The 17887-nt window shown below is 55.3% G+C and carries 11 protein-coding genes and 1 pseudogene; 3 read left to right on the top strand and 9 right to left on the bottom strand.

What is annotated here, in order from left to right:
• From nrdD to treR, 4 genes are all read right to left on the bottom strand, one after another.
• Window positions 1-1847 (bottom strand): anaerobic ribonucleoside-triphosphate reductase (gene nrdD / locus ED901_RS13870; protein ID WP_122096260.1); only part of this gene is annotated, 1847 nt, incomplete at its 3' end.
• Between the two features lie 343 nt (window positions 1848-2190).
• Complete coding sequence (treC, locus tag ED901_RS13865) at window positions 2191-3834, bottom strand: alpha,alpha-phosphotrehalase (protein WP_122096259.1); 1644 nt, start codon at window positions 3832-3834, stop codon at window positions 2191-2193.
• Window positions 3835-3856: 22 nt separating this feature from the next.
• Window positions 3857-5275: a PTS trehalose transporter subunit IIBC gene (gene treB / locus ED901_RS13860; RefSeq protein WP_122096258.1), complete on the bottom strand. Its 1419-nt coding sequence runs from the start codon at window positions 5273-5275 to the stop codon at window positions 3857-3859.
• Between the two features lie 139 nt (window positions 5276-5414).
• Window positions 5415-6365 (bottom strand): trehalose operon repressor TreR, encoded by a 951-nt coding sequence (gene treR / locus ED901_RS13855; RefSeq protein WP_056782401.1) that lies wholly within the window; start codon window positions 6363-6365, stop codon window positions 5415-5417.
• A 346-nt stretch (window positions 6366-6711) separates the two neighbouring features.
• On the opposite strand from treR, the gene mgtA reads away from it, so the two are divergent.
• Together mgtA and ED901_RS13835 are read left to right on the top strand one after the other, a co-directional pair.
• A complete protein-coding gene (mgtA, locus tag ED901_RS13850) occupies window positions 6712-9414 on the top strand; it encodes a magnesium-translocating P-type ATPase (RefSeq protein WP_122096257.1) in 2703 nt (900 codons plus the stop codon).
• Between the two features lie 919 nt (window positions 9415-10333).
• Window positions 10334-10718, top strand: a pseudogene (locus ED901_RS13835) (Hcp family type VI secretion system effector).
• A gap of 152 nt (window positions 10719-10870) precedes the next feature.
• Here ED901_RS13835 and ED901_RS13830 read toward each other — a convergent pair.
• The 4 genes from ED901_RS13830 to ED901_RS13815 form a co-directional block, all read right to left on the bottom strand.
• Complete coding sequence (locus ED901_RS13830; RefSeq protein WP_305775599.1) at window positions 10871-11845, bottom strand: TerC family protein; 975 nt, start codon at window positions 11843-11845, stop codon at window positions 10871-10873.
• Between the two features lie 298 nt (window positions 11846-12143).
• A complete protein-coding gene (locus ED901_RS13825; RefSeq protein WP_122096255.1) occupies window positions 12144-12890 on the bottom strand; it encodes a glutamine amidotransferase in 747 nt (248 codons plus the stop codon).
• Window positions 12891-12917: 27 nt separating this feature from the next.
• Window positions 12918-13904, bottom strand: coding sequence for a Gfo/Idh/MocA family protein (locus ED901_RS13820; protein ID WP_056782396.1), 987 nt, complete (start codon window positions 13902-13904; stop codon window positions 12918-12920).
• Window positions 13905-13928: 24 nt separating this feature from the next.
• Window positions 13929-14435, bottom strand: coding sequence for a M48 family metallopeptidase (locus tag ED901_RS13815; RefSeq protein WP_056782395.1), 507 nt, complete (start codon window positions 14433-14435; stop codon window positions 13929-13931).
• 171 nt (window positions 14436-14606) lie between these two features.
• Between ED901_RS13815 and rlmG the strand changes: the two genes are divergently transcribed.
• Window positions 14607-15758 carry a 23S rRNA (guanine(1835)-N(2))-methyltransferase RlmG gene (gene rlmG, locus ED901_RS13810; protein ID WP_056782394.1) on the top strand — a complete coding sequence of 384 codons (1152 nt, stop codon included), beginning with the start codon at window positions 14607-14609 and terminating at the stop codon, window positions 15756-15758.
• Window positions 15759-15840: 82 nt separating this feature from the next.
• On the opposite strand, the gene ED901_RS13805 is transcribed toward rlmG, so the two are convergent.
• Window positions 15841-17877 carry an NADPH-dependent 2,4-dienoyl-CoA reductase gene (locus ED901_RS13805; RefSeq protein ID WP_122096254.1) on the bottom strand — a complete coding sequence of 679 codons (2037 nt, stop codon included), beginning with the start codon at window positions 17875-17877 and terminating at the stop codon, window positions 15841-15843.
• Window positions 17878-17887: the final 10 nt, after the last annotated feature.

The raw sequence follows: 17887 nt of genomic DNA, 5'->3' as shown, positions 1-17887 counted from the left end.
TGCTGCAGGTTCGGGTATTCGCCATAGCAGATGAAACCGCCGTTGCTCAGTGGCGGGTACGGCGCTTCGAAGTCGAGTTTTTCGTACGGATTCACTTTCTTCTCGACGTCCAGATGGAAGCTGTTGGTGTAATAACCCTTATCAGTGACCCCGGCCACCAGCCCGAACTCGGCTGCATCCAGACGGCAGAAGCGGTCGCACAGGTTTTCGCTCGGCGTGCTGTACAGGCTGAAACCGTAGCCGGTTTCATCTTTCCAGCTCTCGGTGGCGGCTTTCAGTCGGGCAACAATCGCCTCGGCTTTTTCGCGCAACTGGCTGGCGTCGAAGACATGAGTCTCGTCACCGAACAGCGCGTTGATGGTTTCATGCACGCCGATGTAACCCAGTGAAATCGATGCGCGGCCATTTTTGAAGATACCGGAGATATCGTCGTCGGCTTTCAGACGCACGCCGCACGCCCCTTCCATGTACAGGATGGGCGCCACGCGGGCTTTGATGCCTTCGAGGCGGGCAATGCGCGTCATCAGCGCTTTTTTCGCCAGCAGCAGACGCTCGTCGAGCAGCGCCCAGAACGCGGCTTCGTCGCGTTTCGCTTCCAGCGCGATGCGCGGCAGGTTCAGGCTAATTACGCCGATATTGTTGCGGCCTTCGTGGATCATCTCGCCATTTTCTTCATAAACGCCCAGGAAACTGCGGCAGCCCATCGGCGTTTTGAAGGATCCGGTGACTTTCACCACCTGATCGTAATTGAGGATATCCGGATACATGCGCTTGCTGGCGCATTCCAGCGCCAGTTGCTTGATGTCGTAATTGGCGTCACCGGCTTTATGATTCAGGCCGTCGCGGATGGCAAAGACCAGTTTCGGGAACACGGCGGTTTTGCGGTTTTTGCCAAGCCCCGCAATACGGTTACGCAAAATAGATTGCTGGATCAGGCGGGATTCCCACGTCGTACCCAGCCCGAAACCGAAGGTAACAAACGGCGTCTGACCGTTGGCGGTGTGCAGTGTGTTGACTTCATATTCCAGCGACTGGAAGGCGTCATAACACTCTTTCTCGGTGCGGTTGTGGGCAAAGGCTTCGACATCGGCAATCTGCCACTCTTCGGCGGTCTGGCGATGTTTGTTGAAACTGGCGGTGACGAACGGTGCCAGCACTTCATCAATACGATTAATGGTGGTGCCGCCGTAAATGTGGCTGGCGACCTGCGCGATAATCTGCGCGGTGACGGCGGTGGCGGTGGAAATCGACTTAGGCGTATCAATTTCCGCATTGCCCATTTTGAAACCGTGATTCAGCATGCCTTTCAGGTCAATCAGCATGCAGTTAAACATCGGGAAGAACGGCGAGTAATCGAGGTCATGATAGTGGATTTCGCCGCGCTCGTGCGCCAGCACCACTTCACGCGGTAAAATATGTTGTTTGGCGTAGTGCTTCGCCACAATACCGGCCAGCAGATCGCGCTGGGTCGGGATGACTTTGCTGTCTTTGTTGGCGTTCTCGTTGAGCAGCGCCATATTGCTTTGCTCAACCAGACCCCGGATTTCTTGGTTCAGGCGCCCGCGCATTTCACGTTTCACGTCGCGGTCGTGGCGGTATTCAATGTAAGCACGCGCCAGTTTTTTATACGGCCCCGCCATCAGCTGGTTTTCAACCGCATCCTGAATTTCGTGGATATCGACGCGTGCCTGGTCTTGCAGATTTTCAGCAACAACGCGGGCGACCTGTTCGCAATAACCAATGCTGTCGATACCGGCAGCCGCCGCCGCGCGTTGCACCGCTTGTTTGATCAGAACTTCATCGAAAGGGACCTGACAACCATCCCGCTTAATCACGATGGGTTGCATTTTCTTCGTATTAGCGGGAACGGATTCCAGTCTGTCTGCCTTCACAATGACACTCCTTTTTTGCGCATCCCGCGCCCCACAAGGCCTGAAGGCCTGTTGTGCGGGTTTTACAGGTAAACGCTATATATTGGGTTGGGTGTGTACTATACACACTAGATGTAGGATTCGCGCGAGCGTTAATTCTCGTTTTATTGACCTGAAACAAAGAATTTTTTCAGCGGAAGAATTGATGACCAAATGTAAATTCTGGCCTCATTTTTGCCTGTTGTTTTTTAAGGAGATGCATAAAAAACAAACGGGTCAGCCACGCGTGTGACTGACCCGACAGAACAGAAAATTCAGACTATATGGCGAGTTGCCAGAGGCATTCGTAAGGACGAAGGATGCCGGAAGTGGCGGAGGTGTCGTAATTACTCAGCAGCGTTTCGCCGGTGCATTCCGTGAGATCCAGCGCCTGATCCTGCGCGCTCAGGTTGGCCACCACGCGCAGGGTTTTACCGCCTGCGGTACGCGTATAGCACCAGAGTTGCGGATGCTCCGGCAGCAAGTCCTGATAATCGCCGTCCGTCAGCACCGGCAAAGTTTTGCGCAGGCCGATCAGTTGCTGATAGAGATAAAACACCGAGTTTTTATCCGCCAGCGCCTGTTCGGTATTAATTTCCTGCGCGTTGTGGCTGACGGAAATCCACGGCGTGCCGGTGGTGAAGCCTGCCTGTTCTCCGGCGTTCCACTGCATCGGCGTGCGGCTGTTATCCCGTGATTTCTTCGCCAGAATGCGCAGCAGTTCTTCGTTGCTGCGCCCGTCAGACTTCAGCTCGGCAAACATATTCAGGCTTTCCACATCGCGGTATTGCTCGAGATGTTTAAAGCCCGGATTGGTCATGCCGATTTCTTCGCCCTGATAGATATACGGCGTGCCCTGCAACCCGTGCAGCACCATCGCCAGCATTTTGGCGGACGTCGTGCGCAGTGCGCCTTCATCGCCAAAGCGCGACACGATGCGCGGCTGATCGTGGTTACACCAGAACAGCGCATTCCAGGCGTGGCCGTGCATTCCCTGCTGCCATTCGCGGAAAATCTGCTTGAGCTGGATGAAATCCGGCGGCGCGTCGGTCCACTTCTCGCCGTTGGGGTAATCGACTTTCAGGTGATGGAAGTTAAAGGTCATCGACAGTTCACTGCCGTCGTTGGCGGCGTAACGGCGGCAGTGTTCGAGCTGAGTGGAAGACATTTCGCCGACCGTCATCAGCCCGAGCGGTTTGAACACGTCGCGGCTGAATTCCTGCAGGAACTCATGAATACGCGGGCCGTCGGTGTAAAAACGGCGGCCATCACCTGTGTCGTCAGCGGGGAAATCCTGCTGTTTCGAGACCAGATTAATCACGTCCAGCCGCAGTCCGTCGACGCCTTTGTCCGCCCAGAAATGACAGACTTTTTTCAGTGCCTCGCGCACCGGCGGATATTCCCAGTTGAGATCGGCCTGTTCGGTCGCGAACAGGTGCAGATAATACTGGCCGCTGTTTTCATGCCACTGCCAGGCGCCGCCACCGAATTTGGAGCGCCAGTTGTTTGGCGGCCCGCCTTCGGCAGCGCCGTCACGCCAGACATAGAACGGGCGGAAGGTGCTGCCCGGATCCTGCGACTGGCGGAACCATTCGTGGTGGATCGAGGTGTGGTTAAACACCATGTCCATCACGATGCGCATTCCGCGCTGATGTGCCTCTGCGGTCAGCCGCTCGAAATCTTCCAGCGTGCCGTAAGCCGGGTCAATCGCGCAGTAATCGGCCACGTCGTAGCCATTATCAATTTGCGGCGAGAGGTACATCGGCGTCAGCCACAGGGCATCAACGCCCAGCGTTTTCAGGTAATCCAGACGCCGGGTGATGCCGTTGATATCACCGGTGCCGCTGCCCGTGGTGTCCTGAAAACTCTTTGGATAAATCTGGTAAATCACGCCGTTTTTCCACCACGGCAATTCGCTATTCATTCCATTTTCCTTCTTGAAAGTCTTACACCACTGCCAGTTCGCCACGGCGGGCTTTACGCTGATAAACCAGCACGGTCAGGATAATCGGTACCACAATCGCCACCAGCGTCGCCAGTGCATAGATGCTCCAGAACTGCGGTTTGATGGACAAAATGCCCGGCAACCCGCCGACGCCAATGCCATTGGCCGTGACGTGGAACAGGCCGCAGATAAGGCCAGCTAAGGCCGAGCCGATCATCGCGCACAGCATCGGGAAGCGGTATTTCAGGTTGATGCCGTACATCGCCGGTTCGGTCACGCCGAGGAAGGCGGAAATCGCCGCAGGCACGGAAATCTCACGCTCGTTATGTTTACGGCTGACGATAATCACGCCGACGACCGCAGCCGCTTGCGCAATGTTAGACAGGGCGATCAGCGGCCAGACCGGGGTGCCGCCGGTGCTTTGCACCATCTGCATGTCGATGGCGAGCGTCGTCTGATGCACGCCGGTAATGACCAGCGGTGCGTAGAGGAAACCAAACAGTGCGGCACCGACTGGTGCGAGGCTGCCTGTCATGACGAATTTCACCGCGAAGGCCACGCCGTCGCCGATCATGCGACCAAACGGCCCGATCAGCGTGTGTGCCAGGAACACGGCAATAATCAGTGAAGTGACGGGCACAATCACCAGATACAGGTAATTCGGGATGATGCGCTTGAGGCCATTTTCGATCATCGCCAGCGCCATACCGGCGAGAACGGAAGGAATCACCTGCGCCTGATAACCGACTTTTTCGATGGTGAACCAGCCGAAATTCCACACTTCAGGAATTTGCTGCCCGAGGTTGTAGGAGTTCATTAACTGCGGCGACACCAGCGTGATGCCGAGCACGATACCGAGGATTTCCGTCCCGCCCATTTTTTTGACCGTCGACCAGCAGACCGCCACCGGCAGGAACATAAACACCGCTTCGCCGAGCAGCCACAGGAAGTCATAAATCGACTGCCACAGCGGATGCATCTGCGCCAGCGTCTGGCCGCCGCTCATCGGGATTTCACCGATAACGTTGCGGAAACCGAGGATCAAACCGCCGCTGATCAGCGCCGGTAACAGCGGGAAGAAGATTTCCGCGAAGTGAGAAATGCTGCGCTCAAACCAGCTCATATTCTGGCGGGCGGCGACTTTCGCCTGTTCTTTTCCGGCCGCACTTTTCCCGGTGCTGGCGATCAGGACTTTATAGTAATCATCCACTTCCGGCCCGATCACCACCTGGAACTGACCGGCGTTGGTGAAGCAACCTTTCACCATCGGCAGGGCTTCGAGGCCTTTCGGGTCGGCTTTGGACGGATCATTGAGGACAAAACGAAGACGCGTAATGCAGTGAGTCACCATCGCGATATTGTCGCTGCCGCCAACGAGGGCGATCAGCTGATCAACATCCTGTTGCTTAACTTTGCTCATGAGATGTGGCCTGTGATTTAGCGTAAGGGTGTAGGGTAGGGTTCAAGCATAGCGAAGGCGGTGGGAACTTGTCCGGGAACGTTCCCGGTTTTGCCGGGACGATCACAAAGTTTCTGTTTTTATCTGGCGGGAAGGCCGGTCAGGCGGAGAGTTTTCCGGGAATAATCAGCTGCTGCACGGTCGCGGAACCGCCAAGCTGAGCCAGCAGTTGCGTTGCCGCCGCTTCACCGCCCGCGCCGTAACCGAGTTCCACCGAATAAGATTCAGGGAAAAGGAAATGCAGCAGCGGGTTGTTGCCGATCCCGCAGACCTGCACGTCGCGGATTTGCTGCTGTTGCAGGTATTTCTGTGCACCGATGGCGATAGTGTCCGAGGCACATACCACGGCCTGAATGTCATTTTCCAGCAACTGCGGGATCAGGTCGAAGCCGCTCTGATAGGTGAGCTCGCCCAGCGCCACGTGCGGCGTCAGACCGTGCGCCTGACAAAATGCCTGATAGGCCGCGCTGCGCCGCTGGCCGGTGGTGGTGTCCTGCGGGGAGACGCCGATAAAGCCGATGCGGCGCAGGTTCTGTGCCAGCAACTTTTGCATCAAAAGCTGTACCGCGCCGGCATCGTCATAACAGACAGAGGACAGCCCCGGCATATCGCGCGCCAGTATCACCATTTTATCCTGCCACGGCGTCAGCATCTGCGCGGATAAGCCGGTGAAACCAAACAGCACCACGCCGTCGATGTTGCGCTGTTTCAGCACCTGCAAATGTTCTTTAACGCGTTCGGCGCTGAACTGACTTTCCAGCACGATCGGATCGTAACCCTGCTGATAAAACAGCGGCAGCATGGCGCGCACCGCCAGGTTTTCTGACGGCGAATCGAGACGCGACACGATGATCGCCACAATTTTATCGCTGAACCCGCGCATGGCCCGCGCCGATTTCGACGGGCTGAAATGCTGCTGTTCAATCACCTGTAATACCCGTTCACGGGTTTGCGGGCTGACGTTGCCTTCGTTATTTAAAACGCGGGAAACCGTGGATTTTCCGACGCCGCTCAGGCGGGCAATATCATTAATAGTCAGGCGATTTTGCATGGTGATTTTTTTAGCTAAAAATGCTCAGGTTTAAAAACGGTTGTAGTTGGTGAGCGTATGATCCGCTCAAATATCGACGCTTCGCAATATCGAATCGATACCCTAACGGATTTTCCTGCCTGATGCGTATGAATTTCCAGACCGTTCCTTACCGGAGGTGAAAACCCATGGAACCCGACCCCAATTCAGTAGGTCCGTTGTGATCCGGTAAGCACCCGCATTTTCGCTGCTGCTTGCCGTGACGTTACCTGGCAGGCAGTGGCGCACGTCTTTTCGTTCGCCCTGTTTTTAACAACCCTTTTGCCACGCTCATGGCGGCTTCGCCGTGGGTGCAACAAAGGTGCGAATGATGTTCAAAAATCTCACTTCCCGGCTGCTCAATGCGCTCAGCCGTAATTTACCGCGCCGTTTAGTCCGCCGCGATCCGATGCTGGAAAACGTGCCAGCCCGTGCGTCGCAGGCGATCCCTGCGGCGATGTCCGCCCATTGTCAGGCCTGTGCCCGGGCAACGGAAGACCAGCTCTACCTGCAATTTGCCAGCCATCCGGAAGGGCTGACCGCGCAGGAGGCCGAGTCTATCCGCGACGTTTCCGGCCTCAATCAGACCGGCGATCAGCAACCTGCGCCGTGGTGGCTGCACCTGTGGCACTGCTACCGCAATCCGTTCAACCTGCTGCTGACCGTGCTCGGGCTGGTGTCTTACGCCACCGACGATCTGACGGCAGCGCTGGTGATCGGCGCGATGGTGTTTATTTCCACCTTCATGCATTTCATTCAGGAAGCCCGCTCCAATAAAGCCGCCGATGCGCTGAAAGCCATGGTCAGCAACACCGCCACGGTGCTGCGCAGTGACGCGCAAACCGGGCGCAGTGAAACGGTGGAAATCGCGATCAGCCAGCTGGTGCCGGGCGATCTGATCAAGCTTTCTGCGGGGGATATGATCCCGGCAGATTTGCGCATTCTCTCCGCCAAAGATTTGTTTATCAGCCAGGCAGCGCTGACCGGTGAATCCCTGCCGGTGGAAAAACATGCCTGCGAGAAAACGCCGGTTGCCGCCGATCCGCTCGAACTGAACACCCTGTGCTTTATGGGCACCAACGTGGTCAGCGGCACGGCGATTGCGATGGTGATTGCCACCGGCAGCAAAACCTGGTTCGGCCAGCTCGCCGAGCGCGTGGTGCAGGAAGACACCCAGCCTAACGCCTTCCAGGCCGGGATCAGCAAAGTCAGCTGGCTGCTGATCCGCTTTATGATGGTGATGACGCCGGTGGTGCTGGTGATCAACGGCTACACCAAAGGCGACTGGTGGGAAGCGGCGCTGTTTGCGCTTTCAGTGGCGGTCGGCCTTACGCCGGAAATGCTGCCGATGATTGTCACCTCGACGCTGGCGAAAGGCGCGGTCAAACTCTCGCGCCAGAAAGTGATCGTCAAACGTCTGGACGCCATCCAGAACTTCGGCGCAATGGACATTCTCTGCACCGATAAAACCGGCACGCTGACGCAGGATAAAATCGTGCTCGAGCGCCACACCGATGTGCTCGGCGTGACCAGCGACGACGTGCTGCATCTGGCGTGGCTGAACAGCCATTATCAGACCGGCCTGAAAAATCTGCTGGACGTGGCGGTGCTGGACGCCGGCGATCCGCATCAGGGCCATAGCTCGCTGAAAGTGGACGAAATTCCGTTCGATTTTGACCGCCGCCGTATGTCTGTGGTGGTGGCTGAAAACGACCAGAATCACCGCCTGATCTGCAAAGGCGCGCTCGAGGAAATGCTGTCGATTTGTACGCTGGTGCAGCTCAACGGTGAGATTGTGCCGCTGACCGATGTGCTGCTGTCGCGCATCCGCCGCATTACGGATGACCTCAACCAGCAGGGGCTGCGCGTGGTCGCCGTGGCGCATAAAGTGATGCCTGCCCGCACGCAGGGTTACGCGGTGCCGGATGAATCCAGCCTGATTCTCGCCGGTTACATTGCGTTCCTCGATCCGCCAAAAGAGAGCACCGCACCGGCGCTGGACGCCCTGCAACGTAAAGGCGTGACGGTGAAAATCCTCACCGGCGATAACCCGCTGGTAGCACGCAAAGTCTGCAAAGATGTCGGTTTACAGGCCGATAACGTGGTGATCGGCAGCGATATCGACGCTCTTGATGATGCAGAGCTTCTGCGCGTTGCCCGCGAAACCACGGTATTTGCCAAACTGACGCCGATGCATAAAGAACGCATTGTGCGCGTGCTGCGCGGCGAAGGGCATGTGGTCGGGTTTATGGGCGACGGCATTAACGATGCCCCGGCGCTGCGTGCGGCGGACATCGGAATTTCCGTGGATTCTGCGGTGGATATCGCCAAAGAGGCGGCTGATATTATCCTGCTGGAAAAAAGCCTGATGGTGCTGGAGCAGGGCGTGACGGAAGGGCGCAGAACTTTCGCCAACATGCTGAAATACATCAAAATGACCGCCAGTTCCAACTTCGGTAACGTGTTCAGCGTGCTGGTGGCCAGCGCCTTCCTGCCATTTCTGCCGATGTTGCCGCTGCATCTGCTGATTCAGAACCTGATTTACGATGTGTCACAGGTGGCGATCCCGTTTGATAACGTGGACGAAGAACAGCTGGCTAAGCCACAGCGCTGGAACGCCGGGGATATTGGCCGCTTTATGGTGTTCTTCGGTCCGATCAGCTCCGTATTCGACATCCTGACCTTCAGCCTGATGTGGTGGGTGTTCAAAGCCAATACGGTGGAAGCGCAGACCCTGTTCCAGTCCGGCTGGTTCATTGAAGGGTTGCTGTCGCAGACGCTGATTGTGCATATGATCCGCACCCGCAAAGTGCCGTTTATTCAGAGCCGCGCCTCCTGGCCGCTGTGCATCATGACGCTGATGGTGGTGGTCACCGGTATCGCGCTGATCTACTCGCCGGTCGCCGGGTTCCTGCAATTGCAGGCGCTGCCGCTGAGTTACTTCCCGTGGCTTATCGCGATTCTGGCGGGCTACATGGTGCTGACGCAGTGCGTGAAAGGCTGGTTCGTGCGCCGTTACGGCTGGCAATAATCGCAGCGCATTCATCATAAAGGCGGTGATTGTTAACGCAGTCACCGCTTTTTTTTATCCAGAGACTATAGTTATTCCTTTAGATTCAGCGGGCTAAGATGGCGCGCTTTTTTACTCTGAGGAATTTCACCGATGCGAGCGCCTTTCCGCCGTACCTTTCTGGCTTCATCCCTGCTGCTTTGTGTTTCCGCCCATGCCGCTCCGGCCGGTCATTTACCGCTGATGCCGTGGCCGGATATCAAACTCTAATGTGAGTGATTTATTTTATATGTTGTGTTTAACGAAATTCTAATAAGTGTGTGTTTTACACAATATATGAATTTTAGAATAACAAAATTAAGAACAAGTCATGTCAGGCAAGCTTGTGCAGAGTGAGTAATTTGATGAAATGCTTGTTGGTGCCAAAGTATTCTGGAAAATTTATAGTATAGTGCGGTGTGCTGACTGAGGCTGGCGAATACGAACCTCTGAAAGGTTGGAGGCTGAAAACCCAGAACTCTTTAATTTATTGAGTCCGAAAGACTATGATCTCCTTTACTTCTTATTTTAGCCATCTGTTCAACCTTTTGTAGATGCGATGCATATCAGAATGACGCAAGGCGAGCCTGTATTCAGAAAAATAATTGAGTTGGTGAGGAAGAAAATAAATGCCTAAAGACGGGGTGTTTTTTAAAACCTTCAAGATGGTGCTTGCTGCACTCGGAAAAGTAATTGCATTTATAATTTATTATTTATTTGAGTTCGCATTTGCACCATTAATTATATTTGGGTCAATACTTTGCATTATGTATATCGAGCCGTGGCCGATGAAGTTTGTAGGTCTAGTAACCTGGCTCGTATTTTTATACGTCTTGTACAAAGTGATTGATAAAATCACAGGCAGTGGCAAACGTGACAATTAACTTTATAAGGATATAACATGTCAGTTCCCGCTTATTTATTTCTGAAAGATGAAAATAATTCTCCGATTATCGGCGGCTCGTTGGTTTCTGGCCGTGTGGGTGCCATTGAGTTGAAATCGTTTGCTCACCACCTGTCTATACCGCGCTCTCACAAATAATCTGGTACTGAAATCTGCAACAATAAAGATGTATCAGATAGTGGATTCAGGCATGGAACATGAGTATTTCAATATTCTGCTAGAGAATGTGAAGATCACTGCGATCACTCCTACGCTCCATCCTGGCGGCACAACGGGAACGCATCTGGAAAACATTCAGCTACGCTATGAGGCGATTACCTGGAAGCACTGCGACGGTAATATCATACATAAGGACAGATGGAATGAGAGAGCCACAGCGTAGCGTTGCCTGCCAGGCTCCTCCTCGCTCAGTTGAAGGGGATCGTAATCGGCGTTATATCAATGGAAATAAGTTTTGATAAACTTCACTGAAAATAAGACAGGTAAAATAACGAATGGTCGTGATATCCGCCCATTCGTTATTCCTGAGTAATGCTATGACTTGCGCGTATTTTGTAGATCGTTACGACGGTTCACCCAGGTGTTAATCAGCAGGGTGATGATCAAAATCGAAGCAATCACGCCCAGCGAAACGCCGACAGGAATATGGAACACGTCGAGCAACAGCATCTTGATACCGATGAAAATCAGGATCACCGCCAGACCGTATTTCAGCATTGAGAATCTTTCCGCCACGCCCGCCAGCAGGAAGTACATCGCACGCAGGCCGAGGATGGCAAACAGGTTGGACGTCAGCACGATGAACGGGTCGGTCGTCACGGCGAAGATGGCCGGAATACTGTCGACCGCGAAAATCACGTCGCTCAGCTCCACCATAATCAGCACCAGCAGCAGCGGTGTGGCGAACAGAATGCCGTTGCGGCGTATAAAGAATTTCTCACCGTGCAATTCGTCGGTCATGCGCATTTTGCTGCGCAGCCAGCGGATCACCGGCTTTTCGCCCACCTCGCCGTCATCTTCTTTGGTCAGCGCCATTTTAATCCCGGTGAACAGCAGAAACGCACCGAACACGTACAAAATCCAGCTGAACTGACCCACCAGCCAGCTGCCCGCGAAAATCATGCCGGTACGCAGCACGATCGCACCCAGCACGCCGTAGATCAGCACGCGGCGCTGCAGGTTGGCTGGAATGGAGAAGTAGCTGAACAGGATCAACCAGACGAAGACGTTATCCACCGCCAGCGCTTTTTCCAGCAGATAGCCGGTCAGGAACATCGTGGCCTGCGCGTCTGCGACTTCGCGTCCAAACTCGCCGTTGAGATACCACCAGAAGCCGACGTTAAATAACAACGACAGGCCAATCCACACCAGCGACCAGACAGCGGCGCTTTTCATGGTCATGACCTGCGCGCCTTTGCGGCCCTGCAACAGCAGATCGAACGCGAGCATAATCACCACAACAACGGCAAATGCGCCCCATAACATCGGGTTGCCTACTGAATTCATCATTACGTTGTCCTCCGAAAAACATCAAAAAAAAACGGCCAGCGTCGGAAGACGTTAGCCGCTCTCTCTGAGCTGTAAGCAAACCTCGCCATCCGGCAAGGTCTCACTTACAACGAGATGTATTCATCCAAAGAATACGATTCTGGTTGCCCCGGTAACCGGGTGACTGAGACAGCGCTGCTGTGAGCGCGGGTCCAGACACCGTAATGACGATTATCCGACGAAGAAGTTACTCCCCTTTGCGATCCAAAAATTAATTCAAAGTGTAACTGCTGTCAACATTTTGACATATCTTTGCACTTTATCCCGCCAGTGCCTGTCGCTTACCCAAGGCACCCACGAACGCCCGCAGCAAACCCTGGCTGAGCGGTGTTTCGCTAAGTTGCTGAGCCTGATGGGCAAAGTCTACACGGTCGTCCTCGGCGATCGAACTCAGCCAGGTCAGATAGGTCTTCATCACCGCCAGACTGAATTCCGGATGGAACTGCGTGCTGATGGCGTTCGGGCCGTAGCGCAAAATCTGATGCGGATCGTGCTGCGTTTTCGCCAGCACCGTTGCGGTGGCGGGCGGAGTGATCACGGTTTGCAGGTGGATCAGGTTCGCCGCGAACTGCGCCGGAAGCTGCGAAACCAGCGGATCAAGATGTCCGGCAGGCGTCAGCGTGACTTCATGCGTACCGAGTTCAATGCCCTGCGGATGGTAATCCACCTCGCCGCCCAGCGCGTAAGCCATCAGCTGATGACCGTAGCAGGCACCAAACATCGGCAATTCCTGCAACATCCCGAGGCGTACCCAGTCCGCCGCTTCTTCGCTCCACGTCAGATGCTCCGTCACCATGCTGCGCGAACCGGTAATGATCGCTCCGCAATAGTGTTCCGGCGGCAGCGGGCGCTCACCGGCCTGTAAATCCACAATCACCACCTGCTGCGCGTCGATATTGCCCTGACGAATAAACATCTGCGGGAAATTATCGTGCGCCCGGCGGACAGGCTCCGGCGCGTGGCCGGTTTGCAAAATCAACAACGGCTTCAGACTGGGTGCGGTCATCTGTGACTCCCGAATGGGTGATAATCGTTAAGGCTGATGGTCGGCAGGGAACACCACCCCGGTCTGACGGCGGATTTCCGTCAGCACTTTGGCAGTGATGCGCGAGACTTCCAGCCCCGGATGCGCGACAAACTGGTTATCCACCAGAATCGCAAACGTTTCTGCTTCATACAGCATGGTGTTGATGTGCTGTGGCTGCGTCAGATCCAGCTTCTGGCTGCCTCGCGGCGTCAGGCTCAGCGTCTGGCATTCGGAAATTTTTTCCATTTGCAGCGTCCCTTCCTCACCCTGAATCTCGCTTGGCAGATGAGAGTCGCTGATTTTGGAATGGTTAATGACCACGACGAAGTCATCGGCATAAGACAAGATCACCGTCCCCTGACCGTCGACACCGCTTTCCAGCAAGGTGGCGGTGGCATTGATGGACAACGGTTCGCCAAACAGCGCCACGGCACTGGCCAGACAGTAATAGCCGATATCCATGATCGAGCCGTTGGAAAACGCCGGGTTGAAGGTGTTTGGATTTTCGCCCGCCAGATAACGCGGATAACGCGATGAATACTGGCAGTAATTCAGAATGGCTTTACGCAATTTACCGATGCGGTTCAGCGCCCCTTTCATGTGCAGGAAGTTCGGCAGGTACGCCGTTTTAAACGCTTCAAACAGCACCACGTTGTTCTCTTTCGCACAGGCCATCAGGCTTTCAACCTCACGCAGATTAGAAGCCAGCGGCTTTTCACACATCACGTGTTTTTTATGGCTGAGGAACAGCAGAGACTGTGCGTAATGCAATGAATTCGGGCTGGCGATGTAGACCGCATCAATCAGGTCAGACGCCGCCATTTCTTCAAGAGAATCAAAATAGTGCCCGACCGGATAATCCTCGCCCAGCTTTTTGGCACCTTCCAGCGTGCGTGAATAAATCGCCGTGAGCTTCATTTTTCCGCTCTCGTGCGCGGCATCAATAAAACGTTGGGTGATCCAGTTGGTGCCGACGACAGCAAAGCGAATCATGCGTGTTCCCTATTGGTAGGTTAATTATTGATACAACTTGCCGAATATTTCCAGATGCGTCAGATACATGCGCGTGTCGAATTCTAACTGATGATAGTCGGGCGTCATATGACAGCACAGGCTATAGAAGGCTTTGTTGTGATCTTTCTCTTTAAGATGCGCCAGCTCGTGCACCACGATCATTTTCAGAAAAGCTTCCGGCGCGCTTTTAAACACCGTCGCCACGCGGATTTCCGCTTTGGCTTTCAGCTTGCCGCCCTGAATACGCGAAATCGCCGTATGCAGGCCGAGCGCGTGCTTCATCACGTGGATTTTATTGTCGTAGGCCACTTTGCTTAACGGTGATGAACTGCGCAAAAACTGATTTTTCAGGTCCAGCGTATACTGATAGAGCGATTTATCGGTGGTCAGCTCGTGCGGTTGCGGATACCGCGTCAGCAAGACTTTACCTAAACGTTCCTGGTCGATTAACTGACGCACCTGAGCCTGAAGGTGCTCGGGATAGCCTTGCAGATAGGTCAATTCAGGCATAACTGTTTGCTTTGTCTCTTATTGACGGGGAAAAGATGCCGTAACGATAAACGTGGATTTTAGCGCGATCGCTGGGATCCGGCAGATAAACCCCTTTTTAACTGAAAAAACATTTTACTGATAGCCCAATTTAGGGGATAAACAGCGCAAATTGAATATTGAGGAGGGCCAATGAGCCAATTCGAAACCGAAGTAGGTGGGCAGTTACTGCAACTGGATCTGGAACGTTATCCGCAGGACGAAGCGGCAACGCAGTTGCAGGCATGGGAAGCTGCTGATGAATATCTGCTGCAAACCCTGAACACCGGTGAGCTCAATGGCCGTCCGCTGCTGATTTTCAACGATGCTTTTGGCACGCTGGCGTGCGCATTGCAGGCGTTCAGTCCCACCAGCATCAATGACTCTTTCATGAGCCAGCTGGCCACGCGCCACAACTTGCGTCTCAACGGTTTTGACGAAGACGCCGTGGCAGCGCAAAGCAGCCTGGTGCCGTTGCCGATCAATCCGGGTCTGGTCATCATCAAGGTGCCAAAAACGCTGGCGCTGCTTGAACAGCAACTGCTGGCCCTGCGCGAAGTCGTGACGCCGGACACCCAGATTATCGCCGGGGCGAAAGCCCGTGATATCCACACCTCCACGCTGCAACTGTTTGAAAAAATCCTCGGCCCGACCAAAACCAGTCTGGCGTGGAAAAAAGCGCGTCTGATCCATTGCGAAGCCACTTTGCCAGCACAGGCCGCCGAACCGGTGATCGCCGAATGGGCGCTGGACGACAGTGAATTCCGTATCTCCAACCACGCGAACGTATTCTCACGCGGCGGTCTGGATATCGGTGCGCGTTTCTTCATGCAACATTTGCCGGAAGGCATTGAAGGACGCATGGTGGATTTAGGCTGCGGTAACGGCGTCATCGGCATGACAGCCCTGGCACTGAACCCGGACGCGGAAATGCTGTTCGTCGATGAATCCTACATGGCGGTGGAATCCAGCCGTATCAACGTTGAAAACAACTTGCCGCAGGATGTCAGCCGCTGTCATTTCGAAGTGAACAACATGCTGGCCGGTGTTGAACGCGAAACCCTGGACGCGGTGCTGTGTAACCCGCCATTCCATCAGGGCACGGTCGTCAGCGATGACACCGCCTGGCGCATGTTCTGCGATGCCAAACGTTGCCTGCAAACCGGCGGCGAACTGCGCATCGTCGGCAACCGTCATCTGGATTACTACCAGAAACTGCGTCGCCTGTTCGGTAACTGCACGACTATCGCCACCAACCAGAAATTCGTCATTCTGCGCGCGGTGAAAACGGCGTCGCATCACTGATTGATGCCTTAGCCTGAAGTCCTGAAGTAAAAAAGCCGCTCACGCGGCTTTTTTTTCGTCTGTGATTCTCCAGGGCGATTGTCTACATGTTCAGTGCCAGCCGCGTGCCCTGATCGATTGCCCGGCGTGCATCCAGCTCGACGGCGATGTCTGCGCCGCCAATCAGATGCACGGTTTTACCCGCCGCCTGTAATGGCTGATACAACGCCCGCTGCGGCTCCTGTCCGGCGCAGATAATCACGTTATCCACTTCCAGACATACCGGCTGACCATTCATGACAAGGTGCAAACCTGCGTCGTCGATGCGCTCGTACCTCACGCCGCTTTGCATTTTCACGCCTCGCTGCAGCAGGCTGGCGCGGTGGATCCAGCCGGTGGTTTTGCCCAGTCCTGCGCCGACTTTAGTGGTTTTGCGTTGCAGCAACACGATATCCCGCGCGGCGGGTTCCGGCTGCGGGCCAGACGGCGCCAGCCCGCCACGGTGCGTCAGGCTCTGGTCGATCCCCCATTCGTGGCTGAAGGCCTGAGCACTCAGGCTCGACGATGGGCCGTTATGTATCAGGTATTCGGCAGTATCAAAACCAATGCCGCCTGCGCCGATAATGGCGACGCGCTGGCCGACCGGTTTTTTATCCCGCAACACGTCGAGATAGGTCAGTACGCACGGATGATCTATGCCCGCAATGTCCGGCAGGCGCGGTGAAATACCGCAGGCGAGGATCACTTCGTCATAGCCTGTCAGCTGGCTGGCGCCGACGGTTTCGCCGAGGCGCAGCGTCACGCCAAGCAGCGTCAGCTGGCGCGAGTAATAGCGTAACGTCTGATAAAACTCTTCTTTGCCGGGGATCTGTTTGGCGACATTAAATTGCCCGCCGATTTCATTGTGTGCGTCGAACAGGGTGACGTGATGCCCGCGGCTGGCGGCAGTGGTGGCAAAGGCCAGCCCGGCGGGGCCCGAACCGACGACGGCCAGGCGTTTGGGAACCTGCGCGCGGGTCACCGGCAGCTGTGTTTCCCGGCAGGCGCGCGGATTCACCAGACAGGACGTCACTTCGCCAGCGAAAATCTGATCCAGACAGGCCTGATTGCAGCCGATGCAGGTATTGATTTCATCAGCCCGGCCCTGTGCGGCTTTTTCCACAAACGCCGGATCGGCGAGGAACGGACGCGCCATCGACACCATGTCCGCGCAGCCTTCGGCGAGAATTTTCTCAGCCACGTCGGGGTCATTGATACGGTTGGTGGTGATGAGCGGAATGCCGACTTTGCCCATCAGTTTTTGCGTCACCCAGCTGAACGCGGCGCGCGGCACCATGGTGGCGATGGTCGGGATCCGCGCTTCGTGCCAGCCGATACCGGTATTGATGATGCTCGCGCCCGCCTGTTCAATGCGCTGCGCCAGCGTTTCGACTTCCTGCCAGTCCGAGCCTTCTTCGACCAGATCCAGCATGGATAAGCGATAAATAATGATGAATGCCTGCCCGCAGGTTTCACGCACGCGGCGCACGGCTTCGATAGCAAAACGCATCCGGTTTTCAGCCGAACCGCCCCAGCGGTCGCTGCGCTGATTGGTTCTGGCGGCCAGAAACTGATTAATCAGATAACCTTCCGAGCCCATAATTTCCACGCCGTCATAACCTGACTCCTTGGCCAGCGCTGCGCAGCGCGCGAAGTCTTCCAGCGTTGCCTCGATCTCTTCTTCGCTCAACGCATGGGGCGTAAAACGGTTAATCGGTGCCTGCAGGGCAGAAGGTGCGACCGGATTTGGCTGATAGCTGTAGCGTCCGGCGTGCAGAATTTGCAGCGCGATTTTCCCCCCGGCGGCATGCACCGCGCGGGTCACCACACGGTGGTGGGTGATGTGTTGCTGTTCGGCAAGGATCGAACCGCCCTGATAAACCACGCCCTGCGCATTGGGCGAAATACCGCCGGTCACGATAAGCCCGACGCCCGCTGCGGCACGCTCGGCATAAAAAGCCGCCAGCCGTTCCGGCCCGTCTTCCAGCTCTTCAAGACCGGTGTGCATGGATCCCATCAGCACGCGGTTTTTCAGCTGCGTAAAGCCTAAATCCAGCGGCGCCAGCAGGTGTGGATAAAACAGCGAAGCGCGTTCAGTCATGGAATTCTCT

It is taken from the genome of Rahnella sp. Larv3_ips, assembly GCF_003697865.1.
Lineage (GTDB): Bacteria > Pseudomonadota > Gammaproteobacteria > Enterobacterales > Enterobacteriaceae > Rahnella > Rahnella rivi.
This window is presented reverse-complemented; position numbering and strand designations above follow the sequence as displayed.